21 protein-coding genes are annotated in these 24,927 nt (G+C 69.1%); 11 read left to right on the plus strand and 10 right to left on the minus strand.

Annotated features, from left to right (window positions below; translation table 11 throughout):
• Positions 1–6 precede the first annotated feature (6 nt).
• A complete protein-coding gene (locus ACFQUV_RS03890; protein WP_129610541.1) occupies positions 7–1,296 on the plus strand; it encodes an FGGY-family carbohydrate kinase in 1,290 nt (429 codons plus the stop codon).
• Positions 1,297–1,315: 19 nt separating this feature from the next.
• Here ACFQUV_RS03890 and ACFQUV_RS03895 read toward each other — a convergent pair whose 3' ends face one another.
• The 6 genes from ACFQUV_RS03895 to ACFQUV_RS03920 form a co-directional block, all read right to left on the minus strand.
• On the minus strand, positions 1,316–2,350 hold the full coding sequence (locus ACFQUV_RS03895; RefSeq protein ID WP_129610542.1) for a YeiH family protein: 1,035 nt from the start codon (positions 2,348–2,350) through the stop codon (positions 1,316–1,318).
• A 232-nt stretch (positions 2,351–2,582) separates the two neighbouring features.
• The gene (locus ACFQUV_RS03900; RefSeq protein WP_129610543.1) at positions 2,583–4,301 is read right to left on the minus strand and encodes a hypothetical protein; all 1,719 of its coding nucleotides are present in this window, start codon (positions 4,299–4,301) and stop codon (positions 2,583–2,585) included.
• Positions 4,302–4,468: 167 nt separating this feature from the next.
• Entirely contained in the window at positions 4,469–5,974 is a 1,506-nt protein-coding gene (gene gltA, locus ACFQUV_RS03905) for an NADPH-dependent glutamate synthase (RefSeq protein ID WP_129610544.1), read from the minus strand.
• A 17-nt stretch (positions 5,975–5,991) separates the two neighbouring features.
• A complete protein-coding gene (locus ACFQUV_RS03910; protein ID WP_129610545.1) occupies positions 5,992–6,918 on the minus strand; it encodes a sulfide/dihydroorotate dehydrogenase-like FAD/NAD-binding protein in 927 nt (308 codons plus the stop codon).
• Positions 6,919–7,479: 561 nt separating this feature from the next.
• A complete protein-coding gene (locus tag ACFQUV_RS03915) occupies positions 7,480–10,143 on the minus strand; it encodes a bifunctional acetate--CoA ligase family protein/GNAT family N-acetyltransferase (RefSeq protein WP_129610546.1) in 2,664 nt (887 codons plus the stop codon).
• A gap of 89 nt (positions 10,144–10,232) precedes the next feature.
• Positions 10,233–11,420 (minus strand): acyl-CoA dehydrogenase, encoded by a 1,188-nt coding sequence (locus ACFQUV_RS03920; RefSeq protein ID WP_129610547.1) that lies wholly within the window; start codon positions 11,418–11,420, stop codon positions 10,233–10,235.
• 271 nt (positions 11,421–11,691) lie between these two features.
• Here ACFQUV_RS03920 and had point away from each other — a divergent pair, with 271 nt between their 5' ends.
• Genes had through bcrD form a run of 7 tightly spaced genes read left to right on the plus strand, consistent with a single transcriptional unit; the run spans position 11,692 to position 19,330 of the window.
• Positions 11,692–12,759: a 6-hydroxycyclohex-1-ene-1-carbonyl-CoA dehydrogenase gene (had, locus tag ACFQUV_RS03925; RefSeq protein ID WP_129610548.1), complete on the plus strand. Its 1,068-nt coding sequence runs from the start codon at positions 11,692–11,694 to the stop codon at positions 12,757–12,759.
• A gap of 42 nt (positions 12,760–12,801) precedes the next feature.
• On the plus strand, positions 12,802–13,941 hold the full coding sequence (gene oah, locus ACFQUV_RS03930) for a 6-oxocyclohex-1-ene-1-carbonyl-CoA hydratase (RefSeq protein ID WP_129610549.1): 1,140 nt from the start codon (positions 12,802–12,804) through the stop codon (positions 13,939–13,941).
• Complete coding sequence (locus tag ACFQUV_RS03935) at positions 13,938–14,708, plus strand: cyclohexa-1,5-dienecarbonyl-CoA hydratase (RefSeq protein WP_129610550.1); 771 nt, start codon at positions 13,938–13,940, stop codon at positions 14,706–14,708. The genes oah and ACFQUV_RS03935 overlap by 4 nt, the downstream gene beginning before the upstream one ends.
• 3 nt (positions 14,709–14,711) lie before the next feature.
• Positions 14,712–15,875, plus strand: a complete 1,164-nt coding sequence (bcrC, locus tag ACFQUV_RS03940; protein WP_129610551.1) for a benzoyl-CoA reductase subunit C — start codon at positions 14,712–14,714, stop codon at positions 15,873–15,875.
• A 3-nt stretch (positions 15,876–15,878) separates the two neighbouring features.
• On the plus strand, positions 15,879–17,162 hold the full coding sequence (gene bcrB / locus ACFQUV_RS03945; RefSeq protein ID WP_129610552.1) for a benzoyl-CoA reductase subunit B: 1,284 nt from the start codon (positions 15,879–15,881) through the stop codon (positions 17,160–17,162).
• Positions 17,163–17,173: 11 nt separating this feature from the next.
• Positions 17,174–18,466 carry a benzoyl-CoA reductase subunit A gene (bcrA, locus tag ACFQUV_RS03950; RefSeq protein WP_129610553.1) on the plus strand — a complete coding sequence of 431 codons (1,293 nt, stop codon included), beginning with the start codon at positions 17,174–17,176 and terminating at the stop codon, positions 18,464–18,466.
• A 21-nt stretch (positions 18,467–18,487) separates the two neighbouring features.
• On the plus strand, positions 18,488–19,330 hold the full coding sequence (bcrD, locus tag ACFQUV_RS03955; RefSeq protein ID WP_129610554.1) for a benzoyl-CoA reductase subunit D: 843 nt from the start codon (positions 18,488–18,490) through the stop codon (positions 19,328–19,330).
• Between the two features lie 281 nt (positions 19,331–19,611).
• Here the strand turns inward: bcrD and ACFQUV_RS03960 are convergent, their stop codons facing one another.
• Both ACFQUV_RS03960 and ACFQUV_RS03965 read right to left on the minus strand, forming a co-directional pair.
• Positions 19,612–20,034: a GNAT family N-acetyltransferase gene (locus ACFQUV_RS03960; protein ID WP_207211550.1), complete on the minus strand. Its 423-nt coding sequence runs from the start codon at positions 20,032–20,034 to the stop codon at positions 19,612–19,614.
• A 95-nt stretch (positions 20,035–20,129) separates the two neighbouring features.
• Entirely contained in the window at positions 20,130–20,591 is a 462-nt protein-coding gene (locus tag ACFQUV_RS03965) for a GNAT family N-acetyltransferase (protein WP_165364077.1), read from the minus strand.
• Between the two features lie 85 nt (positions 20,592–20,676).
• On the opposite strand from ACFQUV_RS03965, the gene ACFQUV_RS03970 reads away from it, so the two are divergent.
• Entirely contained in the window at positions 20,677–21,396 is a 720-nt protein-coding gene (locus tag ACFQUV_RS03970; protein WP_129610557.1) for an SDR family oxidoreductase, read from the plus strand.
• A 12-nt stretch (positions 21,397–21,408) separates the two neighbouring features.
• Here the strand turns inward: ACFQUV_RS03970 and ACFQUV_RS03975 are convergent, their stop codons facing one another.
• Positions 21,409–21,867, minus strand: a complete 459-nt coding sequence (locus ACFQUV_RS03975) for an Rrf2 family transcriptional regulator (protein ID WP_111384698.1) — start codon at positions 21,865–21,867, stop codon at positions 21,409–21,411.
• Positions 21,864–22,352 (minus strand): GNAT family N-acetyltransferase, encoded by a 489-nt coding sequence (locus ACFQUV_RS03980; protein ID WP_129610558.1) that lies wholly within the window; start codon positions 22,350–22,352, stop codon positions 21,864–21,866. Before ACFQUV_RS03980 ends, ACFQUV_RS03975 begins: the two co-directional genes overlap by 4 nt.
• A 325-nt stretch (positions 22,353–22,677) precedes the next feature.
• Here ACFQUV_RS03980 and ACFQUV_RS03985 point away from each other — a divergent pair, with 325 nt between their 5' ends.
• Together ACFQUV_RS03985 and ACFQUV_RS03990 are read left to right on the plus strand one after the other, a co-directional pair.
• On the plus strand, positions 22,678–23,868 hold the full coding sequence (locus ACFQUV_RS03985; RefSeq protein ID WP_129610559.1) for an ABC transporter substrate-binding protein: 1,191 nt from the start codon (positions 22,678–22,680) through the stop codon (positions 23,866–23,868).
• Between the two features lie 189 nt (positions 23,869–24,057).
• Positions 24,058–24,927, plus strand: a complete 870-nt coding sequence (locus ACFQUV_RS03990; RefSeq protein WP_129610560.1) for a branched-chain amino acid ABC transporter permease — start codon at positions 24,058–24,060, stop codon at positions 24,925–24,927.

Below are 24,927 nucleotides of genomic sequence, written 5' to 3' on the forward strand. Positions count from 1 at the left end.
GCGGCCATGCTGGCGCTCGGCATCGATATCGGCACCTCCGGGGTGCGTACTGCGGTGATCGATCGCGGCGGCGCGCTGGTCTCGTCGGCCCGCGTCGCCATGCCGCCGCCCGCCGTGATCGCCGGCCGCTCGCAGCAGGACCCGGCGGTGTGGTGGGACGCCGTCGACGCCTGCCTGTCGGCCCAGGCGGCGGCACTGCGCCAGGCCGGCCACGCGGCCGATGCGGTCACGGCGATCGCGGTCGACGGCACGTCGGGCACCATCCTGCTCGCCGATGCCGATCTGCGGTCCGTTGGGCCGGCGCTGATGTACGACTGCGCGGGCCTCGCCCTGGAGGCCGCGGTGATCGATCGCCACGCTCCAGCCGGCACGATCGCCCGTGGGCCGGGCTCGACGGTGGCGCGGCTCATGGCGCTTCAGGTCGGGGAGGGGGCGCGCCGCGCCCGCTTCGCGCTGCATCAGGCCGACTGGATCGCGGCGCGGCTGACCGGGTGTGGCGGTGTGTCCGACGAGAACAACGCGCTCAAGCTCGGCTGGGATCTCGATGCCGCCGCTTGGCCCGACTGGCTCGACGCCTGTGGCATCGACCGGCGGCTGTTGCCGGCCGTGCGGCGGCCGGGCGACAATATCGCGCCGCTGGCCGACGATCTCACCCGCCGCTTCGGCTTCGCTCGCGGCGCCCGCGTGGTGGCCGGCACCACCGACAGCATCGCGGCCTTCCTGGCGGCGGGCGCCGACCGGGTCGGCGACGGCGTCACCTCGCTGGGCACCACGCTCGTCATCAAGCTCTTGTCGGAGCGGCGGATCGATGATCCGGCGCGCGGCATCTACAGCCATCGCCTGCGTGGCCTGTGGCTCGCGGGCGGGGCGTCCAACAGCGGCGGCGGCGCGCTGCTCGCCCATTTCGACGCGGCCGAACTGCCGGTGCTCTCGGCCCGCATCGATCCCGACCGGCCGACCGGGCTCGACTACTATCCGTTGGCGCGGCCGGGCGAGCGCTTCCCGATCGCCGATCCGGATATGGCGCCGCATGTGACACCGCGGCCGGCCGACGATGCGGTGTTCCTGCAAGGTCTCCTCGAAGGGATCGCCGCCGTCGAGGCGCGCGGCTATGCGGCGCTCGCCGCGCTCGGCGGACCACCGCTGCGCCGCGTCCTCACCGCGGGCGGCGGGGCCGCCAACCCGGCCTGGACCCGCATCCGGGCGCGCCGTCTCGCCGTGCCGGTCGAGGCCGCCCGTCATGTCGATGCCGCGGTCGGCGCCGCCCGCCTGGCGGCGGGGCTGGTGCCGGGCTGACGGGCCGCCGTGCCGGCTGCTATCCGACCCGGTGACCCATCAGCGCCACCAGCACGAGGCTGATGCCGAGCAGCGCCACCAGCGACAGCGTCACCGTGAGCGTCACCCGCCCGCCGACCTGGCGGATCACCCGCAGGTCGACCGCGAGACCGAGCGCCGCCATGGCGATCACGGTGAGCACCGTGGCGGTCGGCACCAGGACGTCGAGCACCGCGTCCGGGATCAGGCCGAGCGAGCGCAGCGTCGTCATGGCGAGGAAGCCGACGATGAACCACGGCACGATCTGGGCCGCCTTGACGCCGCCTTCGCCCCCGGCTTCGCCTTCGCGGCGCGCCCGGCCGACGGCGAGCGACAGGCCGACGATGACGGGGCCGAGCATGAGCACGCGCACGAGCTTCACCAGCGTGCCGACCTGGGCGCTGGCGAAGCCGACCGGCAGCGTCGCGGCGAGCACTTGCGGCACCGCATAGACGGTGAGCCCCGCCAGCATGCCGTACTGGCCGAGCGACAGGTCGAGGAGCGGCGCCAGCAGCGGCAGGGTGAGCACGACGACGACGCCGAGCACCGCCGTGAAGGCGATCGACGCGGCGATATCCTCGCTCTTGGCCCCGATCACCGGGGCGACCGCGACAATCGCCGAGTTGCCACAGATGGAGTTGCCGCAGGCGATCAGGATGGCCAGGCGCCGGGGCAGGCGCAGCGCCCGGCCGATGCCGTAGCTCGCCGCCAGTGCCAGCGCCACCACGGCGGCGATGCCGACCATCAGCCACGGCCCCGCCTGCCACACCATGTGGGCACTGATGGACGCACCGAGCAGCACGATGGCGATCTCCAGCAGCAGCTTGGCGCTGAACGCGATGCCCGGCGTCCACCGGCTGCCCGGGGTCCAGGCGGTCCGCACCGCGACGCCGATCAGGATGGCAATGACGATCGCCTCCACATAGGGCCGGCCTGCCCATCGCTTCTCCACCCATTGCAGCGCGAGGGCGGTGGCCGCGATGGTGGCGCAGAGCGCGACGCCGGGAAGAGGCCGCGCCCAGGATGATGCCGTCATTTTTCTTCTTCTCCGTGTCCGGAGAGGATTTGCGGGTGCCGGCAGCATAAGGCAAGTATATTTTTCTTGTTTTCATGTAATGGCTTGCTGCTCGGTCGACCGCCGGCTGCTGCGGTTGCCGGATATCGCGATGCGCATGCCAGCGCCGGCACGCCACCTCGGCGCCGCCGGCCGTGCCGACGGTCCGTGGAGGGGCGCTGCCCCGAACGCCGTCCCGTGTGAGACCGGCGCGTCAGCCGGCCGCCTTGTGGGCGGCGAGAAGCTGGCTGCGCTCCTCCTCCCAGGTCTCGCGCGCCTCGGCGAGCCGCTGCTCGGCCCAGGAGTTGTGCAGGCCGCCGAGCTCCTGAAGGCTGCGCCAGGCATCACGGCAGCGGCTCGTCGCCGCGATGACGGCGGGGCTCGGCACGGCGCGCAACAGCCGGTCGTCGGCGTCGATCACGGCCACGTAGGGAATGCAGGCGGGATCGGCAGCGTCGGCGGCGAGCCACTGGTCGAGCGGCACCATGGCGTCGGTCCAGGCGGACGCGGGGACGAGCCGGACATGGGCCTTGAGGCGCGGATCGCAGACCAGCGGGTCGGCGGCCGTCAGGGCCACGGTGCCGACGACGCGGTGGCCGTCCTGCTCGTACACGAAGGGCTGCGACCACCAGTCCGCACCGGGCTGCGGATTGTGGTCGGCGACCGACCAGCGCGAAGCGAGGTCGGGACCGGCCGAGGGATCGTAGCAGAACGACGGCATCAGCCGGGCCTGGCCGACGACGGCGGCCTGGAGATAGGACGGCAAACCGGCCGGTGCTCCACCGGCCTGGATGGCGAGCAGGGCCGGCCCGTCATAGGCGAGCCCGCGGGCGATGCGGCTGGCCATGTGGGCCAGCGCGTCGACACCCGCCTGGAGCACGAAGGCGTCCTCGATCCCGGCCGCCATGGTGGCGAGCCGGGTGCCCGGCAGCGCGCGCCCGGGCGCCGCGTCGCCGCCGGCGTCACCGAGAGGATCGGACGAGCGCACCAGGATCTTGATCGGCAGGCCCGCGGCCAGGATGTCGAGCACCTCGCCGCGCCGCGCCGGACCATCGTCGTCCAGCCGCAGGAGAACCGCGGGAGCGAGCGCGAGATCGTCGGGCGTCAGCGACGCGACCGAGAAGGCCGCGAAGGCGTCGTCGTGGCGGCTCTCGTCGTAGCGGCCGTCGCAGTCGAGCGTGGCGATGGTGAGCGCGGCGGCGAGATCCACGATGGCGGCCGTCTCCCGCCGCCACGCCGCGATGGCGGCGGCCGGATCGGTGGTGACGAGGTCGGCGAGGGCGGTCGGATCGCCCGCTCGCACGGCGTCGAAGCGGGCCGGCGGCACCAGCCGGTCGAGCACCGCGCGGATGCGGCGGGCGCGCGGCTCGGTGAGTGGCCCGTCGGCGAGCAGCGCTTCCAGGCGCTCGCGCAGCGTCGCGATGCGGTCTGCCAGCGCGGTCAGCCGATGGGCCTCGGCCTGCTCCCACAGGTGGGTGACCACGCGGGCCGGAGCCTCGCCGTCGCAGCCGATCACGTCGCCGTCGATCGCCAGCGCGGCGCGTGCCGCCGCCAGCGCCTCGGCGCGGTCCGGGTCGGCCGTGATCAGGGCTGCGGCCGCCGCGTCCCACAGGGCGACGAGATGGCCCCCGGCGCCGGCGGCGACCCGGCGGCGGATCTCCTGCTCCAGCGCCAGCACATGGCGGCGCGTGCGCTCGCCCGCCGCTCCGCGCGGCGCGATCGTCCGCAGGATGTCGTCGACGATGGCGGTGAGCGGCCGGACGGCCGCCGCGGCGTCGTCCGCCTGCACCAGCACCAGCGGATAGTCGTGACGCAGCGTCACGAGGTCGCGGTAGGGCGCCAGCAGGGCCGGGCGCAGCGGCAGACGGGCGGTGACGTCGCCGGTCCCGTCGGCGCTTGGCGAGGAGGGCTGAGCTGTGGTCTGGGCATCCATGGCAATTCTCCCGCCGGACCGGCGGGCTCCTTCGACAATCTCTCCCGCCCAGGGCGGGCCTGCTGAAAACGGACCCGAGCGGCCGGCGCGGCAGCGAATCGGGGGCGAGCCGGCGCCAGGCGGCGCCGGCCGAACGGCGTCGAGAGCGACGACGCCGATGGCGACGGTCAGCTCACCCGGACCCGCACCGCATTGCGCTCCTCGGGGTCGAGGCCGAAGGCGCGCTCCCGCCAGCTCGGCGCCGGCCGGTAGACCGCGTCGGTGTCGCGCAGGCCGAGATAGCGCTTCATGCTGCGCGCCGCCCTGCGGCCGGCCCCCATCGCCTTGATGACGGTGGCGGCGCCGGTGACGATGTCGCCGCCCGCATAGACGCCCGGGATCGAGGTGGCGAGGTCGGCATCGGTGGCGATGTAGCCGCGCTTGTCGAGCTTGATCCTGGAGGTCTGGCCGATGATCGGGTTGGCGTTGGTGCCGATGGCGACGACGACGAGATCGCAGTCGAACTCGTACTCGCTGTCGGCGACCGGCACCGGGCTGCGCCGCCCGGAGGCGTCGGGCGCGCCGAGCTCCATGCGGATGCAGCGCAGCGCCCGGACGTTGCCCTTGCCGTCGTCGAGCACCTCGACCGGCGCGGTGAGCCACTGGAAGTCGATGCCCTCTTCCTCGGCGTGATGCACCTCCTCGACGCGGGCCGGTGCCTCGGCGCGGCTGCGCCGATAGATGCAGCGCACCTCGGCGGCGCCGAGCCGCTTGCACACCCGCAGCGCGTCCATGGCGGTATTGCCGGCGCCGATCACCGCCACCCGGGTGCCGATCGGCAGCGGCGTGTCGAAGCCGCCGTCCTTCGCCCGCATCATGTTGCAGCGGGTCAACAGCTCGTTGGCCGACAGGACGCCGTTGAGATTGTCACCCGGAATGCCCGGGAAGGTCGGATAGCCGGCGCCGGTGCCGATGAACACCGCGTCGAAGCCCATCTCGCCGATCATCTGCTCGATGGTGAACAGGCGGCCGACCAGGACGTTGCACTCGAACTTGACGCCGAGCTTCTCCAGGTTGGCGATCTCGGCGTCGATCACGCTGTTCGGGAGCCGGAAGTCCGGGATGCCGTAGCGCAGCACGCCGCCGGGCACATGGAACGCCTCGTAGACGGTGACGTCGCAGCCGGCCTTGGCCATGTCGGCCGCGCACGCCATGCCGGCCGGTCCCGAGCCGACGATGCCGACCTTGTAGCCGTTCGGCTCGATATAGGGGATGTTGGTCCAGCCGTTGGCGATCGCCGTGTCGCCGACGAAGCGTTCGAGTCGGCCGATGGCGACCGGCGCCAGGCCCTTCGCCTTGCCGACCACGCAGGCGCCTTCGCACTGGTGCTCCTGCGGGCACACCCGCCCGCACACCGCCGGCAGCAGGTTGGTCTCGGTGATCACCTCGTAGGCGCCGCGAATGTCGCCGGCCGCCAGCTTGGCGACGAAGCCGCGAATGTCGACGCCGACCGGGCAGCCCTTCACGCAGCCGGGATTGGGGCACTCGATGCAGCGGTCCGTCTCGATCTGCGCCTGATCCGGCGACAGGCAGAACGTGACCTCGTCGAAGTTGCGGGCCCGCAGCGCCGGGTTCTGCTCCTCGACATGGGCGCGCTCGCGCGGAATCGTCTTGATGGTCTTCTTCTTCGCCATGACTGGCTCCCTGGATCTCAGGCTCCCCGGCCGGCCGCGGCCGTCGCGAGCAGGGCGGAAGCCGTGCGGCCGCGGCAGGTTTCGCTCCAGCGCTCGAAGGCGGCGCGCTCCTGGTCGGCGAACCGCTTCAGGCGCACCATGAGGTCGTCGAAATCGACCTGGTGCCCGTCGAAGTCCGGACCGTCGACACAGGCGAACTTGATGCCGTCGCCGACCTTGACGCGGCAGCCGCCGCACATGCCGGTGCCGTCGACCATGATGGGGTTGAGGCTCACCATGGTCTTGAGGAAGTGCGGACGGGTGGTCTCGGCGCACGCCTTCATCATGATGGGCGGCCCGATCGCCACCACCTCGTCGATGTCGGCGTGGGTGGCGATCGCCTGCTTCAGGCCCACGGTGACGTTGCCCTTGAGGCCGACCGAGCCGTCGTCGGTGCAGATGATCAGCTCGTCGCAGCAGGCCCGGAACTTGTCTTCCCAGAACACCAGGTCCTTGCTGCGGAAGCCGACGATGCCGATCACATAGGCGCCGGCCTCGCGGTGGGCGCGCGCTTGCGGGTAGACCGGGGCGACGCCGAGGCCACCGCCGACGCACACCACCTTGCGGCTGGCGCCGATGTGGCTCGGCTCGCCCATCGGGCCGGTGAGGGCGTGCAGCGTGGTGCCGACCCGACAGACCTGCTGCATCTCCCGTGTCGTCTTTCCGACAGCCTGGATCACCAGCGTGATGGTGCCGCGCGTCCGATCGAAGTCCGCGATGGTGAGCGGGATGCGCTCGCCATGCTCGTGCAGCATCACGATGACGAACTGGCCGGGCCTGGCGGCCTTCGCCATCAGCGGATGGCGGACCTCCAGCAGATAGGTGACGTCGGAGAAGTCCCGGCGGTCGACGATCTCGAAGTCGGAGAGCGTCGGTTGCGTTTGTACGGGTGTCTGGGCGGACATCTGTGGGCTCGTCATGCAGGACGCCTGCGCGTTGGGGCGGCCGCAACCTCGCCCCGAAACGATCGAGAACGGTGCGGTCCGTCCGTGGGTTCTGCGTCTCACCCCGAGGCTGCGGCGCCGGATCGGTGCCGGAACTCGGAGGTCCGCGACGGTCGTGAGCCCCGCACGGTGTGTCGCAATGACGACACCGTGGGTGGTCTGCCGGGCGCCGGGCGGCTCTCGCCCACACGCACGCCGAGCAGCAAGCAAGGATCGGACCATGGTCGATCCTCCCGTCCCGGTGGTGCCGCGAATAACACGGCCGCTACCACCGGGCGAGACCGCCATCCGTCGGATACGTGGCGGGCAGGGCCATGCTGCAAGCGAGCATGCCGCGTGCAGGGATGGCGCAGATGGTGTGCGGCTCTTTCGGTTCCTAGTGGTCGATCCGGTTCAATTGCAGCATTAAGGTACCAAAATATATGAAATGAGCAAGCCGAACTCGCGCAGCCTCGGTGCGGCACGGCCGTGGTGGCGCTCGGCGACGCCGGGCCGGGTGCCACACGCCGGTTCGTGAGGATGCTACGGCGCGTCGCCGAGCGGCAGCCGGCAGTCCACGACACCGGGATCGGTGCCGGGCCGCAGCGCGAAGCCGCAGCGGCGGGCGAGCCGTAGCATGGCCTCGTTCTCGGCCAGCACCTGGGCGCCGATGGTGCCGGTGTGCCGGGCGCGATGATGGCGCACGATCTTGTCCATGAGGGTGGTGCCGAGCCCGGTTCCCTTGAGGTCGGAACGCACCAGGATGGCGAGCTCGGCGTGGCGGTTGTCGGCATCCGTCGAGGTGCGGACCACGCCCAGCGTCTCCGGCCGGCCATCCAAGCCGGGGCGGGTGGCGATGAACGCCATCTCGCGATCGTAGTCGATCTGAGTGAGGCGGGCGAGCTGGTGATGCTCCAGCTTGCGGGTCGAGCCGTGAAAGCGATAGCGCAGATCCTGCGGGCTCATCCGGCCGACCAGCTCGGCGTGGGCGGTCTCGTCCTCGGGGCGGATCGGGCGCAGCAGCACGGGGGTGCCGTCGTGCAGCGTCGTGGTCTCCTCCAGAGCGCTCGGATAAGGCAGGATCGACAGGCGGCGCAGGTCGCTGTCGTCCGGAGGGGCGACGCGAATCCGCGCGTCGACCGCGAGCACGCCCTGGTCGTTCGAGAACAGCGGATTGATGTCGCAGGCGACGATCTCGGGATTGTCGACCAGCATGGCCGACAGCCGCACCATCGCCTCCGCGATGGCGTCACGATCGGCTTCCGGTCGGGCGCCGTGCGCCTCCAGCCGGCGCGAGATCCGGGTCCGCGCGATCACCTGGCGGGCGAGCGGCAGGTTGAGCGGCGGCAGCGTGACGGTGTGGTCGCGCACCAGCTCGACGGCGCGGCCGCCCTCGCCGAACACGATCACCGGGCCGAACAGCGGATCGCAGGCGATGCCGAGCATGAGCTGCCGCGAATGCGGCCGTAGCACCATGCGCTGGACCGCGAAGCCCTCCAGCCGCGCCTCGGGCGCTGTCTGTCGCACGCGCTGGAGAATGCCATCGGCGGCGGCCCGCACCGCCTCGGCGGTCTCCAGATTCAGGGCGACGCCGCCGACGTCCCACTTGCGGGCGAGATCCGGCGACGAGACGGTGAGCGCCACCGGATAGCCGATGCGGTCGGCGGCGGCCGCGGCCTCCTCGCCGGAGGCGACCACGATGCTCTCGACCGTCGGAATGCCATAGGCGGCCAGCAGCGCGCGGGTCTCGGGATCGCCCAGCATGCCGCCCGGCCGGGCGAGGCCGGCGAGTACGATGGGGTGGGCGATCGCGCGTGCCGGCCGGGTGTCGATCAGGTCGGCGGGCGGCGTCTCCATCAGCATCGCCTGGTTGCGGCGATAGTGGACGAGATGGCGGAAGCCGCGGACGGCGGCGCCGATCGAGCCGTAGTTGGGCAGGCCCGCGTCGGCGAACAGGCGCAGCGCCGGGCCGGTGGTCTCGCCGCCGATCCAGCACGCCAGCACGGCGCCGTGACAGCGCTTCTGCGTCTCGATCACGGCGCGCGCCACCTCGGTGCCGTCGACGAGGGCGTTGGGGCTGTGGATGATGAGGACGCCGTCGACCTCCATGGCTTCGAGCAGCACCTTCAGGGCCGCCGCATAGGTGGCGGCGGGAACACCGGCACCGAGCAAAACGGGATTGCCCGGCGTGCAGCCGCGGGGAAGCTGACTCGCGAGCTTCGCCAGGGTCTCGGGCGCCAGGGGCGTCGCCTCGCCGCCCTCGGTGGCGTCGATCTCGTCGATCGCCATCAGGGCGGGACTGGCGCCGTTCGACAGCACGGCGAGGCGCTCGCCCCGGATCTGCTTGGAGCGGGCCAGCGTCTCCACTGCACCGAACAGCTCGTCGATGGTCTCCACCCGGAGCGCGCCGGCGCGTCGCACCGCGGCGTCGAACACCTCGTCGGGCGCCGCCAGCGCCTCCGCCATGAACGGACCGATGGTGCCGCCGCGGTCGCGACTGCGGCCGCCACGGGTCATCAGCACCGGCTTGTTGCGGGCGGCGGCCCGGACCGCCGGCATGAACTCGCGGCGGGCGTGGATCGTCTCGACATGCAGCAGGATCGCCTTAGTGTCCTCGTCGTTGGCGAGATAATCGATGACGTCGGCGATATCGATCTCGGCGCCGTCGCCGAGCGACACGATGCACGAGAAGCCGATGCCGCGCGGCCGCGCCCAGTCCAGCACCGCGGCGCAGAGCGGCCCCGACTGAGACACGAACGCGACGCGGCCGGGACTGGCGGCGAGATGGGCGAAGCTGGCGTTGAGACGGGCCCGCGGCACCAGGACGCCGAGGCTGGCGCCGCCGAGCAGGCGTAGGCCGTGCGGGCGCGCCGCCGCCAGCATGGCGGCGGTGTCGACGTCGTCGGCCGCCACGATGGCGGCCCGCGTGCCCTTGCGGCCGAGCGCGTCGAGCAGCGCCGGCACCGTCGCGCCCGGCGTGCACAGCACCGCGAGATCGGGGCTGAGCGGCAGGGCGGCGACGTTCGGATAGGCGAGCACGCCGGCCACCGCCTGCCGCTTGGGATTGACCGGCATGATCGGGCCGGGAAACAGCCCGTCGAGCAGGTTGCGCATGACGGTGGCGCCGACCGACCGCGGGCGCTCGCTGGCGCCGATCACCGCGATCGAGTGCGGCGCGAACAGGGACGACAGGTTCAGAACCGACATGGCGATCCGGTGCGGCGAGACGCCCGCCGGCGGCGGGCCGTCCGATTATAGGAGAGTGTCCCCGGTTCCGGCGAGCTTCCAACGGCCGCTCAAGCCACGAAAGCGTTGAGGCCCGTGATGGCGCGGCCGAGAATCAAGGCGTGGACATCGTGGGTGCCCTCGTAGGTGTTCACCGCTTCGAGATTCATGGCGTGGCGGATGACGTGGAACTCGTCCGAGATGCCGTTGCCGCCGTGCATGTCACGCGCCACCCGGGCGATTTCCAGCGCCTTGCCGCAGTTGTTGCGCTTGAGCAGCGAGATCATCTCGGGCGAGAAGCGGCCATCGTCGAACAGCCGGCCGAGACGCAGGCAGGCGTGCAGCCCGAGGGTGATCTCGGTCTGCATGTTGGCGAGCTTCCACTGGATGAGCTGGTTGTTGGCGAGCGGCCGGCCGAACTGCTTGCGGTCGAGGGTGTACTGGCGGGTGGCGTGGAAGCAGAACTCGGCCGCCCCGAGAACGCCCCAGGCGATGCCGTAGCGCGCCCGGTTGAGACAGCCGAACGGTCCCTTGAGGCCGGTGATGCCGGGCAGCCGGTTGGCGTCCGGAACGAACACCTCGTCCATCACGATCTCGCCGGTCGCCGAGGCGCGCAGCGAGAACTTGCCCTCGATGCGTGGCGCCGACAGGCCGGGCATGCCCTTCTCGAGCACGAAGCCGCGGATGGCGCCGTCGTCGTCCTTGGCCCACACCACGAAGACGTCGGCGACCGGCGCGTTGGTGATCCAGGTCTTGCTGCCGGAGAGCATCCAGCCGTCGCGGGTTCGGCGAGCGCGGCTACGCATGCCGCCGGGATCGGAGCCGGCATCCGGCTCGGTGAGCCCGAAGCAGCCAATCTGCTCGCCGGCCGCGAGGCCGGGAAGATAGCGGCGGCGCTGGTCTTCCGAGCCGTAGGCGTGGATCGGATACATCACCAGCGAGGACTGCACGCTCATGGCGGAGCGGTAGCCGGAATCGACGCGCTCGACCTCGCGCGCGATGAGCCCGTAGCCGACATAGTTGATGCCGGCGCCGCCGTAGTCCGGGCTCAGCGTGGGGCCGAGGAAGCCGAGTGCGCCCATCTCCTTCATCACGGCGGTGTCGAAGGTCTCGTGGCGGTTGGCGTCGCGGACGCGCGGCAGAAGCCGCTCCTGGCAATAGGCGCGCGCCGTGTCGCGCACCATGCGCTCGTCTTCGGTCAGGCAGTCGTCCAGCATCAGCGGGTCGTCCCACAGGAACGGATGCTTGTCGGCGGGCATTGTCGGACTCTCCGGGAGGGCTGCTGGCGAACTCTGGCCAGTAAAGGCAAACAGGTACGATAATGCGTGTATCGCTGGCATGGCGATGCCGCGCCGTCAAGTCCACCGCGTGTCTCTCCGGCGTCGCAAGCGCGGCTCTGTGCGGTGCGACCGGCGCGGCCGGCCGGCGATCGCGGGAGCCTTGACCCGCAATCCAGCATTATGGTACGTCAATGCGTATATTGATGCCGCGTGCCCCCCGACCGCGGCGGCGGCAACGCAGGGGAGAGGAATGTCCAAGGCTTCGTATCGGTGGGTGACGACGGCGGTCGGCGCGCTCTTGGTCCGCGAGGAGATGGCGGTGCCGGCTCCGGGAGCCGGCCAGGTGCTGGTCGAGATCGCCGGCTGCGGCGTCTGCCACACCGATCTCGGCTTCCACTATGACGGGGTGCGCACCAACAAGCCGCTGCCGTTGACGCTCGGCCACGAGATCAGCGGGCGCGTCGTCGCGGCCGGTGCCGGAGCGGAGAGCTGGGTCGGCCGCGCCGTCATCGTGCCGGCCGTGATTCCGTGCGGCCAGTGCGACGCCTGCCGGCGCGGCCGCGGCACCATCTGCGCCGAGCAGGTGATGCCGGGCAACGACATCGAGGGCGGCTTCGCCAGCCACATCGTGGTCCCGGCCGCGGGCCTGTGCCCCGTCGACGAAGCGCGGCTCGCCGCCGCAGGGCTCACGCTCGCCGACCTCTCGGTGGTGGCGGATGCCGTCACCACGCCCTACCAGGCCGTCGTCCAGGCCGAGGTCGGACCCGGCACGCTCGCGATCGTCATCGGCACCGGCGGTGTCGGCGGCTACTGCGTGCAGATCGCGGCCGCCTTCGGCGCCACCGTGGTGGCGATCGATGTCGACGCGAAGAAGCTCGAGACCATCGCCCAGCACGGCGCCGCCAAGACCATCAATGCTCGCGAGGTCGATCAGAAGACGCTGAAGAAGGAGATCGGCGCCTTCGCCAAGGAGCGTGGCCTGCCGGCGCGCGAGTGGGTGATCTTCGAGTGCTCCGGCACGGCGGCCGGACAGGCGACCGCCTGGAGCCTGCTGACCCATGGCGGCACCGTCGCGGTGGTGGGCTTCACCATGGACAAGCTCGAGCTGCGACTCTCGAACCTCATGGCGTTCCACGCCCGCGCGCTCGGCAACTGGGGCTGCCCGCCCGAGCTCTATCCGGGTGCGCTCGATCTGGTGCTCGACGGCCGCATCGCGCTCGCGCCGTTTGTCGAGCGTCATCCGCTCGACAGCATCAACCAGGTGTTCGCAGACGCCCACGACCACAAGCTGGTGCGGCGCGCCATCATGGTGCCCTGAGGCGCCACCCGACATTCCGTTTCGCGCTTTCGAGAGGACCGAATGACCGCAATCGCCACCACCCACCGGGACGCCGCCGCCGCGCCGGCGCTGAAGGACCACAACCTCGTCGCCGACTTCGGCACGCCCGGCGTGATCTACGAGAAGCGACTCGTCCGCACGCCCGACGGCAAGCCGGTGCCGGGCCTGTTCAACGCCTGGATCACCCTCAACAACCCGGCGCAGTTCAACTCCTACACGACCGACATGGTGAAGGCGGTGATCTTGGCGTTCCGCGCCGCCTCCAATGCCCGCGACGTCGTCGCGGTGGTGTTCACCGGCGCCGGCGACAAGGCGTTCTGCACCGGCGGCAACACCAAGGAGTACGCCGAGTACTACGCCGGGAACCCGCAGGAATACCGCCAGTACATGCGGCTGTTCAACGACATGGTCTCGGCGATCCTGGGCTGCGACAAGCCGGTGGTGTGCCGCGTCAACGGCATGCGGATCGGCGGCGGCCAGGAGATCGGCATGGCCTGCGACTTCACCGTTGCGCAGGACATGGCCCGCTTCGGCCAGGCCGGCCCCAAGCACGGCTCGGCCCCGATCGGCGGCGCCACCGACTTCCTGCCCGTGATGCTCGGCTGCGAGATGGCGATGGTGTCGGGCTCGCTGTGCGAGCCGTGGTCGGCCCACAAGGCGTATCGCCTCGGCATGATCACCGATGTCGTGCCGGCCCTGAAGGTGGACGGCAAGTATGTCGCCAACCCGCTGGTGATCACCGACCGCTATCTCGACGAGTACGGCCGCATCGTCCACGGCGAGCCGAAGTCCGGCGAGGAGCTCGCCGCCGCCAAGGACGTGCTGAAGAAGGGTGTGGTGGATCTCTCGCTGCTCGACGAGAAGGTCGAGGCGCTGTGCGCCAAGATCCTGCTCACCTTCCCGGACTGCTTCACCAAGACCATCGAGGAGCTGCGCAAGCCCAAGATCGACGCCTGGAACGCCAACAAGGAGAACAGCCGCGCCTGGCTCGCCCTCAACATGATGACCGAGGCACGCGCCGGCTTCCGTGCCTTCAACGAAGGCACCAAGGAGGACCGCGAGATCGACTTCGTGGCGCTGCGCCAGGCGCTCGCGGCCGGCACGCCGTGGACCGACGAGCTGACCGAGAGCCTGATGCCGAAGGCGAGGGCGGGCCGATGAGCGAGCAGCCGCTCAAGGTCTGGCGGGACCGCGACGGCGCCTTGCTGCGGCTCCGTCTGGCGCGCCCGAAGGCCAACATCGTCGACGCCGCGATGATCGCGGCGCTCGACCGTGCTCTGGCGGAGAACCGCGACGATCCGCAGCTCTCCGCGGTGCTGATCGACCACGAAGGTCCGCATTTCAGCTTCGGGGCGAGCGTGCAGGAGCACCTGCCGGGCCACTTCGAGGCGATGCTGAAGAGCTTCCATGCGCTGATCCTGCGCCTCGTCGCCATGCCGGTTCCGGTGCTGGTGGCGGTGCGCGGCCAGTGCCTCGGCGGCGGCATGGAGGTGGCGATCGCCGGCAACCTGATCTTCGCAGCGCCGGACGCCGCTTTCGGTCAGCCTGAGATTCAGCTCGGCGTGTTCGCACCGCCGGCCTCCTGCCTGCTGCCGGAGAAGATGCCGCGCGGCGCCGCCGAGGCGATCTTGTTCTCGGGACAACCGATCAGCGGCGAGGAGGCATGGCGGCTGGGGCTCGTCCACGCGGTCTCGGCCGACCCGGAAGCGGCGGCGCTGGCCTGGTTCGACCGGGCGCTCGCGCCGCATTCTCCGTCGTCGCTGCGCCACGCCGTGCATGCCGCCCGCTTCGACCTCGTCGAGCGGCTGCGCACCAAGCTCGCCGCGGTGGAGACGCAATATCTCGCCGGTCTGATGTCGACCCACGACGCCGTGGAAGGCTTGACTGCCTTCCTGGAGAAGCGTCCGGCCAAATGGGAGGGCCGCTGAGCCATGCCGTCCACTGCTGAAATCGTCTCGCGTTGCCAGACGCTGTTCGAGGATCTCGACTTCAAGGAGGCGCGCGCCTGGAAGGCGGCGGCGCCCGGTCGCAAGGTCGTCGGCTTCATGCCTGTGTACGTGCCGCTGGAGCTGATCCACGCGGCCGGTTGCCTGCCGCTCGGCCTGTTCGGCGGTGGCGACCGCATGGAGGTGATCCACGGCGACGCCTACTACCAGAGCTACATCTGCCGCATTCCGCGCTCGACCATCGAGCTCGGTGTCACCGGCCGGCTCGACTTCGTCGACGGCATGATCTTCCCGTTCGTGTGCGATGTCATCCGCAACCTGTCGGGGATGTGGAAGCTGATGTTCCCGAACGTGTGGTCGAAGTTCTTCGACACGCCGCAGAACTTCGATCCGGAGATCGGCGGCCGCTACTATGTCGAGGAGCTGCGCGAGCTGCGGGACGGTCTCGCCGCGCTGACGGGGCGCGAGGTCACCGACGAGGCGATCCGCGCCTCCATCGCCCTCTACAACGAGAACCGCCGACTGGTGCGCGAGGTCTACGCCTTCCGGGCGCGGTTTCCCTGGAAGGCGCCGAACTCGGAGGTCTATCTGCTGATGCGTGCCGGCCTGATGATGGACGTCGCCGAGCACAATGTCATGCTGGCCGACTACCTCGCCGCCGCCGAGGCGGAAGACCGGCCCAAGCGCGACAATGTCCGCATCGCGGTCTACGGCTCGTTCTGCGAGCAGCCGCCGCTCAATCTCATCAAGTCGATCGAGATGGCCGGCTGCTACGTCGTCGAGGACGACTACTCGCTGGTCAACCGCTTCATCACCGCCGACATTCCGGTGGAGGGCGATCCGCTCGAAGCGCTGTCGCTCGCCTATCTGCGCAGCTCGGTCGAGACCTCGTGCAAGTACGTCCCGCGCGAGGAGGACAAGGGCCGCTATCACATCGAGCAGGTGAAGAAGGCGCGGGCCGAAGGCGTGGTCTACGCCACCCCGAGCTTCTGCGATCCGGCGCTGCTCGATCGGCCGATGATCTGTCGCCGTCTCGGCGAGGCCGGCATTCCCCACATCTCGTTCAAGTATGCCGAGAACTCCGGCCAGATGCAGCCCATTCGCGAGCAGGCTGGCACCTTCGCCGATTCCATCAAGCTGTGGAGCTGAGCCATGACCGAGGTCGTCAAAGAGCCGTCGATGCTCCTTCAGAAGGAGATGATCGCGCGCAACTACGACGCGATCACCAGCAAGCACGAGAGCGGACGCAAGGTGGCCTCGACCTTCGTGCCCGGCAATCTCAACGAGCTGTTGCTCTGCTTCGGGATCGTCAACAATCTCCCCGAGATCAATGCCATTCAGAACGGCATGCGCCGCCTCTCCGGCAGCTACATCATGGAGGCCGAGAAGTCCGGTCATTCCGAGGACGTCTGCACCTATGTGAAGGCCGATATCGGCATGATGGGAAAGGGCAACATCGCGCCGAACGGCAAGCCGTTCCCCGAGCCCGACGTGCTGCTCCTGTCCTATACGGGCTGCTACACCTTCATGAAGTGGTTCGAGCTGCTGCGCGAGCAGTACAAGTGCCCGACCCTCATGCTGCATGTGCCCTACGAGGGTGACGGTCATGCCACCCACAATATGCGCGACTACATCGTTCGGCAGCTCCGCGAGGTGGTGATTCCAGGGCTCGAGGCGGTGTCGGGCGTCAAGTTCGACATCGACCGTCTGCGCGAGGTGCTGCGCAACTCCGCCAAGGCCGAGGACGATCTCGTCTGGGTGCTGGAGCAGGGCAAGCGGACGCCGTCGCCGATCGACGCCTATTTCGGCGGCGTCTACTACATCGGGCCGATCTTCACAGCGTTCCGTGGGACGCCCGAGGCGGTGACCTATTACGAGATGCTGCGCCAGGAGATCCAGGCGCGCATCGATGCCGGTCGCGGGCCGGTGACGCCGGACGGCGCCAGCTTCGACGATCAGAAGTATCGGCTCGTCGTCGAAGGCCCGCCGAACTGGACCAGCTTCCGCGAGTTCTGGAAGATGTTCTACGACGAGGGCGCGGTCGTGGTGGCGTCGAGCTACACCAAGGTCGGCGGCATGTACGACCTCGGCTTCCGCCACGATCCGGACCATCCGCTGGAGAGCCTCGCCGACTACTGCCTCGGCTGCTACACCAACCGCAACCTGCCGACGCGGGTCGACATCCTGGCCAAGTATGTCGAGGAGTTCCAGGCCGACGGCCTGCTGATCAACTCGATCAAGAGCTGCAACAGCTTCTCGGCCGGCCAGCTGATGATCATGAAGGAGGTCGAGCGGCGCACCGGCAAGCCGGGCGCGTTCATCGAGACCGACCTGGTCGATCCGCGATACTTCTCGGCCGCGAACGTCAAGAACCGGCTCGAAAGCTACTTCCAGATGATCGAGCAGAAGCGCCGCGGCGCCTCCAAGGCCGCGTGAGGAGGACCACCATGCGCTGCTTCATCGGCATCGATCTCGGCTCCACCACCACCAAGGCGGTGGTGATGGACGAGAACCAGCAGGTTCTCGGCCGCGGCATAACCAACTCTCGCTCGAACTACGACACCGCCGCCAAGGTCTCCAAGCAGGAGGCGTTGATCGATACCCGCCTGACGCTGTTCCGGCGCAGCCTCGCGGCGGTGCCCGAGGTCGCCGGGCGGGTCGATCACATCCTGTCGGACCTCGAGCGCAATTTCCGCCACGTCCAGTTCCTGGAGCAGCTCGACGACCTGGAGCGCACCTGCGGTGAGAACGTGCGTGGCCCGCGCTTTGCGGGCCGCGAGAAGGCGGTGCTCGGCGTGCTGGCGGAGGTGTTCCGGCGCCTGCGCGAGCACTCGTCGGGTTTGTTCGCCGTCGGGGCCCGGCGCAAGTCGGACTTCTTCCGCGATCTCGCCGGTTCGGACTTCATGCATATCGGCGAGACGGTGTGCCGCGATGCCGGCCTGCCGTTCGATCTCGTCCTCAACGTGTACGACAAGTCGATCATCGAGGTGGAGAACCGGCCGCCGGCCGGCGACATGGAGGGCAAGTTCATCCGGGCGCTGGAGAAGGGCGCGATGGAGACGAGCCTGATCGCCAAGCCGGTGCGCGATGCGCTCGCCGTGCCGCTGGAGGAGACCTATGTGGTCGGCACCGGCTACGGCCGCGTCCGCCTGCCGTTCCCGAAGGAGCACATTCGCTCGGAGATTCTCTGCCACGGGCTCGGCGCCCACATGATGTATCCCGGCACCCGCACGGTGCTCGACATCGGCGGGCAGGATACCAAGGGGATTCAGGTCGATCCCGCCGGCATCGTCGAGAATTTTCAGATGAACGACCGTTGCGCCGCCGGCTGCGGGCGCTATCTCGGCTACATCGCCGACGAGATGAACATGGGCCTGCACGAGCTCGGCCCGCTCGCCATGGCGTCGACCAAGCAGGTGCGCATCAACTCGACTTGCACGGTGTTCGCCGGCGCCGAGCTGCGCGATCGGTTGGCGCTCGGCGAGAAGCGCGAGGATATCCTGGCGGGCCTGCACCGCGCCATCATCCTGCGCGCCATGTCGATCCTGTCGCGCGCCGGCGGGGTGAAGGACCAGTTCACCTTCACGGGTGGCGTCGCCAAGAACGAGGCGGCGGTGCGCGAGCTGCGCAAGCTGATCAAGGAGAACTACGGCGACGTCCAGATCAACATCGATCCGGATTCCATCTACACGGGTGCCCTCGGTGGAGCGACCTTCGCGGTTCGCGCCGTGGTGAACTGACGCCGCGATCGGAGGAGACAGATGAGCGAGATCGTCACGGCCGGCATCGACATCGGCTCGGGTTGCGTCAAGGCGGTGCTGTTCAAGGTCGATGGAGAGCGCATCGAATGGCTCGACAAGGAGACGGCGCGCATCCGCAATCGCGACCCGTTCCAGCTCGCGGCCGAGGCCCATGACGGCATGCTGGCGCGAGTCGGCCTCGCGCGTCGCGATGTCGCCTACACGGCCTCCACCGGCGACGCCGAAAATCTCGGCTTCGCCACTGGCCACTTCTATTCGATGACGACGCACGGGCGTGGCGCCGTCTATCTCAACCCCGAGGCACGGGCAGTGCTCGATATCGGCGCCCTCAATGGTCGCGCCATCAAGGTCGATGCGGGCGGCCGCGTGCTCACCTACAAGATGACGAGCCAGTGCGCGTCGGGGTCCGGCCAGTTCCTGGAGAACATCGCGCGTTATCTCGGCATCGCCCAAGACGAGATCGGCACCCTGTCGCAGAAGGCCGACAACCCCGAGAAGGTGTCGTCGATCTGTGCCGTTCTGGCCGAGACCGACGTCATCAACATGGTGTCGCGTGGCATCACCGCCTCGAACATCCTCAAGGGGATTCACGTCTCCATGGCGGTGCGGCTGGCGAAGCTGCTGAAGTCGATCGGGGCCAACGAGGGCGTGGTGCAGATGACCGGGGGGCTCGCCCTCGACGTCGGCCTGGTCTCGGCGCTCAACGAGGCGCTGGTGCAGGAGAAGGTGTCGCTCGTCGCCACCAGTCATCCGGACTCGATCTACGCCGGTGCCATCGGGGCCGCGCTGTGGGGGGCCTTCCGCCACCAGAAGCTCGCGCATCTCGAGGAGTTGGCGGCCTAAAATCGGGGCGACACGGCGGCTTCCGGCCGCCGTGCTCGATCTCGCAAGGATGATGGCTTTTCGAAACGCCGGTCGCGGGTCACCGCGGCCGGCGTGCCTGTTTGTCGGACCGAGGTCAGGTCATCACACCGCGGCTTGAGCACTGGAGAGTGCGCACCCGGAGGCTTGCGCCGAGCGAGGTGCCTCTTCACGCGAAAGCCCGGGCCCCGGGCCCCGGAGAGGGGGATCGGGAGCCCGGGCTCGCGGTTCGGACGGGCGGCACGGCGCGCCGTGCCGCCGGGTCACAGCGGTCGGTGGAAGCTCAGCCGTTGCGCCGGCGAGAAGCCGCTCCGCTCGAGAAAGGCGAGCAGGTCGAAGTCGTTCCAGCCGACCCGGGTATACACGGTCTCGACGTTCAGCGAGCGCAGGTTGAGCAGGAGCTGGCTGACGAGTGCCGCGCCGACGCGCCGGTGCTGGAAGGCGGGCGAGACGCCGATGGTGTCGAGCACGGCGGAGGGAGCAGTTCGGCCATAGTCGCCGTAGTCGACGCGCGCCATCACGAAGCCGGCGAACTGGCCATCGATCTCCGCCACCAGGGAGACGCGCACACCACTCTCGGTGAGCATCTCCGAGAGCTTGCGGCGGTAGTATGCGGTGCGGTCGCGGCGTGCCGTGTCGAGCTTGCGATCGATCGCCACGATGTGGGGCAGGTCGTTCTCGGTCATCGAGCGGACCGGAATGCGATCGCGCGCAAGGGCTTCGATATCGTCGCCGGATGGATCACTGAAATCAGTTTCGACGGTGGACATCGGGGCTGCCCTCACTGGCTCGGCGCCTGATGACAGGCGCACTGAAGAACGATCTGCGGTGCCAGCTGGAAGCCGGCCTTGGCGAAGAAGCGCACGAGGTCCTGCTCGGTCCAATCCGCTTCGGATCGCATGGCCTTGACGTTGCGCGGCCGCAGCGCGCCCTCCAGCGCCGCCATCAGGGTGTGGCCGAGCCCTTGGCCACGATGGTCGGGGTGGGTGCCGATGGCGTCGACGACGGCCGTGCGTGCGGTCTCGCCGAACTCGCCGTCGAGAACATGCGCCGAGACGAAGCCGGCAAGCGTGTCGCCCTGCACGGCGACCAGCCAGACAAAGGCGGATGGATCGCGTTGGAAGGCGGCGAACCGTTTCTGATAGAAGCCGCGACGCGATCGACCGGACACCTGCTGGTCCAGCGCGATCACCGCCTCGACATCGGCCGCCGTGATCGGCCGAACCGTGGTGCTGCTGCTCACGTCACACATCCCCGCTGCATGCCTTGACCCAATAAGCACATTAGAGTACCTAAATGCCGTAAAGCCGATATGTCAAGGGGCGGGCATGGCGATCGAGCCAGCATGGAGCTTTCGGAGCCGGACGGCGGTCGTCACCGGCGGGGTGCGCGGGATCGGGCGGGCGATCGTCGACGGCCTGGTGGCGGGCGGAGCGGTGGTCCATGTGTTCGACCGGGCCGGCGACGAGGTGTCGCCGGGCGCCATCCTGCACGCGGTCGATGTTGCCGACTCCGCATCGGTCGCGGCTGCCATCGCGGCGGTCGGCGGCCCGGTCTCGCTGCTCGTCAACAATGCCGGCATCACCCGCGACCGCTCGATCGTCCGGATGACCGACGAGGAGTGGCAGTCGGTGTTGCAGGTCAACCTCACCGGCGCCTTCAACCTGATCCGTGCCGTGGCGCCCGGCATGATTGCGGCGGGCGGCGGCCGCATCGTCAACCTGGTGTCGATCAACGGCCTGCGCGGCAAGTTCGGCCAAGCGAACTACGCGGCCTCCAAGGCCGGACTCGTCGCGCTGACCAAGACGGCGGCTCGCGAGCTCGGGCCGAAGGGCGTCACTGTCAATGCGGTGGCCCCCGGCATGGTGATGACCGAGATGACGATGCGGTTGCCGGAGGAGATTCGCTGCAAGGCGCTCGACGAGAGTCAACTCGGGCGGCTGCCGGGCGTCGACGACATCGCGGCCGCGGTGTTGTTCCTGCTCTCCGACCACGCGGCCTTCGTCACCGGGCAGGTGCTGCGCGTGGATGCCGGCCAGTATATTTAGGCGGCTCGCACCTTAGGCGGAGCGAGCCACCACGGCGCGCCGCAGCGGTGCGCCGGCTGTGGAGGGCGTGGTCCGGCGGACGATCTTCAGCATGGTGTCGATGGTGATGGACGACAGCGTCGCGCGCGTGCTGTCCTCGATCTCGTTCATGACCAGCCGCAAGGCGCGACCCTCGCGCGTGTCGTCGCCGGCCTCCCGTCCACCGGCCGCCGGTCCGATCGGTTCGAACACCGCGATGATGTCGAGCAGGTTGAGTCGCTTGGCATTGCCGCAGAATCGGTAGCCGCCGCCGACGCCGCGCGAGGCTTCGACGATGCCGGCACGGCCGAGCGTGCGCAGCACCTTGGCAAGATGGTTGGGCGATATCGAGTACTTCTCGGCGATGTCTGAAGCGGCGATCTGACGATCCGCTTGCGCCGCCAGTTCGAGCACCGCGAACAGGGCGTGCCGCGTCGCAACTTGCAGCTTCATTCGTCGAGATCCTTCTCGAGTTCGATGAAGGGCCCGGCCATCATGCCCTGGCTGCGAAAGAACGACATGATCAGCTGCGAGTCGCGGGCGATCATGGTTCGGACCTTGGTGACGCCGGCCTTGCGGAACCGCTGGCAGACGGCATCGAACAGGCGACTGCCGACCGCGCCCAGCCGGTGGTCCGGGTCGACCGCGATGGCGAACACCCAGCCGCATGGCGGCGATCCGAATTCCCAGGCCCGGATCTCGCCGACGATGAAGCCTGTCAGGCTCGTCCCCTTGCGTGCGACGAGAAAGAACTGCTGATCCGGATGGGCGCGCGATCCCTCCAGCAGGTGCTTCCAATATTTCGGCTTGGCGTTGCCGGTGGTGAGGGCGTCCAGGCGAACGATCGACTTGAGGTCGGTGGAGTCGGCCGAGTCGATGACGATCTCGGCAGGCGCGCCGACGGCTTTGGGCGCGCTGACGGCTTTCTTCTGGGGCATCGTGCTGACCAGGTTGGATCGTCGGGGGGATGGATCGTCCGAGCCGTGATTCACACCTAATAGTACTGATTTGCATCTACTTCAAGCCCACCCGTCGGGACGTGGGCGTAGTCGGCCGGAGGTGTTGTGCGCCGTCATGCCGGCTGGTCGTCAAGACGTCTTGACGGTATAGGAGCATTGCGGTACTTCTTTACGTCTATTGAGAGATTGGGAATGCCGAGCACGGGCGGTCATCGCTCCGGCGCGCATCCCGGATGCATGTCGGCGACGCCCGTCACGGGACAAGAACAAATGATTGGAGGGAACCCATGATGAGGAGGAGCCCATGGCCGATTTGAATGTCGGATTGAGCCGGCGCCAGTTGCTCGCGGTGGCGGCGGCAGGGGCCGCAGGGAGCGTTCTGCCGCGCCCCGTGTGGGCAGCGCCGCGGCGCATCAAGGTCGGCCTGATGCTGCCCTACAGCGGCACTTACGCAGCGCTCGGCCACAACATCACCGATGGTTTTCGGCTCCGGCTCGCCGAGTTCGGCGATCGGCTCGGAGGCGCCGAGGTCGAGTTCGTTCGGGCCGACGACGAGTCGTCGCCGCCCAAGGCGAAGGACAACGCCGCCAAGCTCATCATCAAGGACAAGGTCGACGTGCTGGTCGGTACCGTTCACTCGGGCGTCGCCGAGGCGATGGTGCAGGTGGCCCGCGAGGAGGGCATTCTCACCATCGTGCCGAACGCCGGCTCCAACCGCATCACCCGCGAGCTGTGCGCGCCGAATGTCTTCCGCACGTCGTTCTCGAACTGGCAGGCGAACCATCCCTGCGGTGACGTGATGCTCAAGGACGGGCACCGCGACGTGGTGCTGATCTCGTGGAACTACGCCGCCGGCAAGGAGATGCTGGGCGGATTCAAGGAGTCTTTCACGGCTGGCGGTGGGCGCGTCGTCAAGGAGTTTATGCCGGATTTCCCGAAGGACGAGTTCCAGGCCTACCTCACCGAGATCGCCGCGCTCAAGCCGGATGCCGTCTATGCGTTCTTCTCGGGCGGCGGCGCGCTGAAGTTCATCAAGGACTACGCAGCGGCCGGATTGCAGGGCAAGATTCCGCTCTATGGCCCTGGCTTTCTCACCGACGGCGTCCTCGTCGGCGCCGGGGCGGCGGCCGAGGGCATCAAGACCACGCTCCACTATGCGCACGCGCTCGACAATCCGCTGAACGTCAAGTTCCGCAGCGCCTTCCAAGAAGCGACCGGACGGAAGGCTGACGTGTTCGCGGTCCAGGGCTATGACTCGGCCTCGCTGCTCGCACAGGGCCTCGCCGCCGTCGGTGGCGACATCGGTGCCAAGAAGGGACTGATCGAGGCCATGCGGAGTGCCGAGATCGACAGCCCGCGCGGACGCTTCCGCCTGTCGCGATCGCACAACCCGATCCAGGACGTCTACCTGCGCCAGGTCCGCAATGGCGAGGAGGTGGTGATCGGAATTGCCGGCAAGGCCGTCGAGGACCCGGCGACGGGCTGCAAGGCCTGACGCGGCGCGCCGGCGGCCGGCTTTCCTGTCGGCGGCGGCGCGATGCTGCCCGGCGCTCGCCGAGATCGTCGCCCGACCGACACCCCGGCCGGGCGGTGGTGCACGGTGACGCGGCCGGGCGGTTCGGCCTCGACCGCGGCGTCGACGTGCGCCGCCCTCCTTTCGATCGGACCTGACGGCAGCTTCGGCATGGATGCGAGCATCTCCTATCTGATCCAGATCCTGAACGGGGTCCAGTACGGCTTCCTGCTGTTCCTGGTCGCCAGCGGGCTCACGCTCGTGTTCGGCATCATGGGCGTCGTCAACCTCGCGCACGGCGCCTTCTACATGGTCGGTGCCTACTTGGCGTTCTGGCTGAGCACCGTCACCGGAAGCTTCGCGCTGGCGATCCTGATCGGCGTGCCGATCAGCGTTCTGCTCGGCCTCGTGGTCGAGCGGATCGGATTCACGCATCTGTACCATCGCGATCATCTCTACCAAGTGCTGTTCACGTTCGGTCTGATCCTGGTGATCGGCGAGCTGCGTGCCATCCTGTGGGGCAACGATGTGCATGGCGTGGCGGTGCCGCCGCTCCTGTCCGGCTCGGTCGTGCTCACCGAGACGCAGTCCTATCCGATCTACCGGCTGTTCATTTCGGTCGCCTGCCTGGCTGCCGCGGTCGTGCTCGCGGCGGTGATCAAGACCACACGGCTCGGCATGATGATCCGTGCGAGTGCAACCAACCGCGAGATGGTGCAAGTTCTGGGCTTGAATGTCGACCGTCTCTTCATGGTGGTGTTCGGGCTCGGCATCGGGCTGGCGGCCTTCGCCGGCATGATCGCCGCGCCGGTGTCGTCGGTGCACCCGGGCATGGGCGACGAGATTCTCATCGTCTCCTTCGTGGTCGTCGTTATCGGGGGAGTCGGCTCGATCATGGGCGCCTTCTGGGGTGCGATGCTGATCGGCCTCGCCGACACCTTCGGGGCCGTGCTGCTGCCGGGCGCGGGCGGTGCCGTCGTCTATGCGCTGATGGCGCTGGTCCTGGCGTGGCGGCCCAACGGCCTGTTCGCGGGGCGCTGA

Origin of the sequence: Rhodoplanes sp. P11 (assembly GCF_964266735.1) — a bacterium.
GTDB classification, from domain to species: Bacteria; Pseudomonadota; Alphaproteobacteria; order Rhizobiales; family Xanthobacteraceae; genus Rhodoplanes; species Rhodoplanes serenus.

Excerpts from the sequence above, each read along its gene's own strand:
- ACFQUV_RS03890 (WP_129610541.1), top strand. The coding sequence starts at position 7 with ATGCTGGCGCTCGGCATCGATATCGGCACCTCCGGGGTGCGTACTGCG.
- ACFQUV_RS03895 (WP_129610542.1), bottom strand. The coding sequence starts at position 2,350 with ATGACGGCATCATCCTGGGCGCGGCCTCTTCCCGGCGTCGCGCTCTGC.
- ACFQUV_RS03900 (WP_129610543.1), bottom strand. The coding sequence starts at position 4,301 with ATGGATGCCCAGACCACAGCTCAGCCCTCCTCGCCAAGCGCCGACGGG.
- gltA (WP_129610544.1), bottom strand. The coding sequence starts at position 5,974 with ATGGCGAAGAAGAAGACCATCAAGACGATTCCGCGCGAGCGCGCCCAT.
- ACFQUV_RS03910 (WP_129610545.1), bottom strand. The coding sequence starts at position 6,918 with ATGTCCGCCCAGACACCCGTACAAACGCAACCGACGCTCTCCGACTTC.
- ACFQUV_RS03915 (WP_129610546.1), bottom strand. The coding sequence starts at position 10,143 with ATGTCGGTTCTGAACCTGTCGTCCCTGTTCGCGCCGCACTCGATCGCG.
- ACFQUV_RS03920 (WP_129610547.1), bottom strand. The coding sequence starts at position 11,420 with ATGCCCGCCGACAAGCATCCGTTCCTGTGGGACGACCCGCTGATGCTG.
- had (WP_129610548.1), top strand. The coding sequence starts at position 11,692 with ATGTCCAAGGCTTCGTATCGGTGGGTGACGACGGCGGTCGGCGCGCTC.
- oah (WP_129610549.1), top strand. The coding sequence starts at position 12,802 with ATGACCGCAATCGCCACCACCCACCGGGACGCCGCCGCCGCGCCGGCG.
- ACFQUV_RS03935 (WP_129610550.1), top strand. The coding sequence starts at position 13,938 with ATGAGCGAGCAGCCGCTCAAGGTCTGGCGGGACCGCGACGGCGCCTTG.
- bcrC (WP_129610551.1), top strand. The coding sequence starts at position 14,712 with ATGCCGTCCACTGCTGAAATCGTCTCGCGTTGCCAGACGCTGTTCGAG.
- bcrB (WP_129610552.1), top strand. The coding sequence starts at position 15,879 with ATGACCGAGGTCGTCAAAGAGCCGTCGATGCTCCTTCAGAAGGAGATG.
- bcrA (WP_129610553.1), top strand. The coding sequence starts at position 17,174 with ATGCGCTGCTTCATCGGCATCGATCTCGGCTCCACCACCACCAAGGCG.
- bcrD (WP_129610554.1), top strand. The coding sequence starts at position 18,488 with ATGAGCGAGATCGTCACGGCCGGCATCGACATCGGCTCGGGTTGCGTC.
- ACFQUV_RS03960 (WP_207211550.1), bottom strand. The coding sequence starts at position 20,034 with ATGACCGAGAACGACCTGCCCCACATCGTGGCGATCGATCGCAAGCTC.
- ACFQUV_RS03970 (WP_129610557.1), top strand. The coding sequence starts at position 20,677 with ATGGCGATCGAGCCAGCATGGAGCTTTCGGAGCCGGACGGCGGTCGTC.
- ACFQUV_RS03975 (WP_111384698.1), bottom strand. The coding sequence starts at position 21,867 with ATGAAGCTGCAAGTTGCGACGCGGCACGCCCTGTTCGCGGTGCTCGAA.
- ACFQUV_RS03980 (WP_129610558.1), bottom strand. The coding sequence starts at position 22,352 with ATGCCCCAGAAGAAAGCCGTCAGCGCGCCCAAAGCCGTCGGCGCGCCT.
- ACFQUV_RS03985 (WP_129610559.1), top strand. The coding sequence starts at position 22,678 with ATGGCCGATTTGAATGTCGGATTGAGCCGGCGCCAGTTGCTCGCGGTG.
- ACFQUV_RS03990 (WP_129610560.1), top strand. The coding sequence starts at position 24,058 with ATGGATGCGAGCATCTCCTATCTGATCCAGATCCTGAACGGGGTCCAG.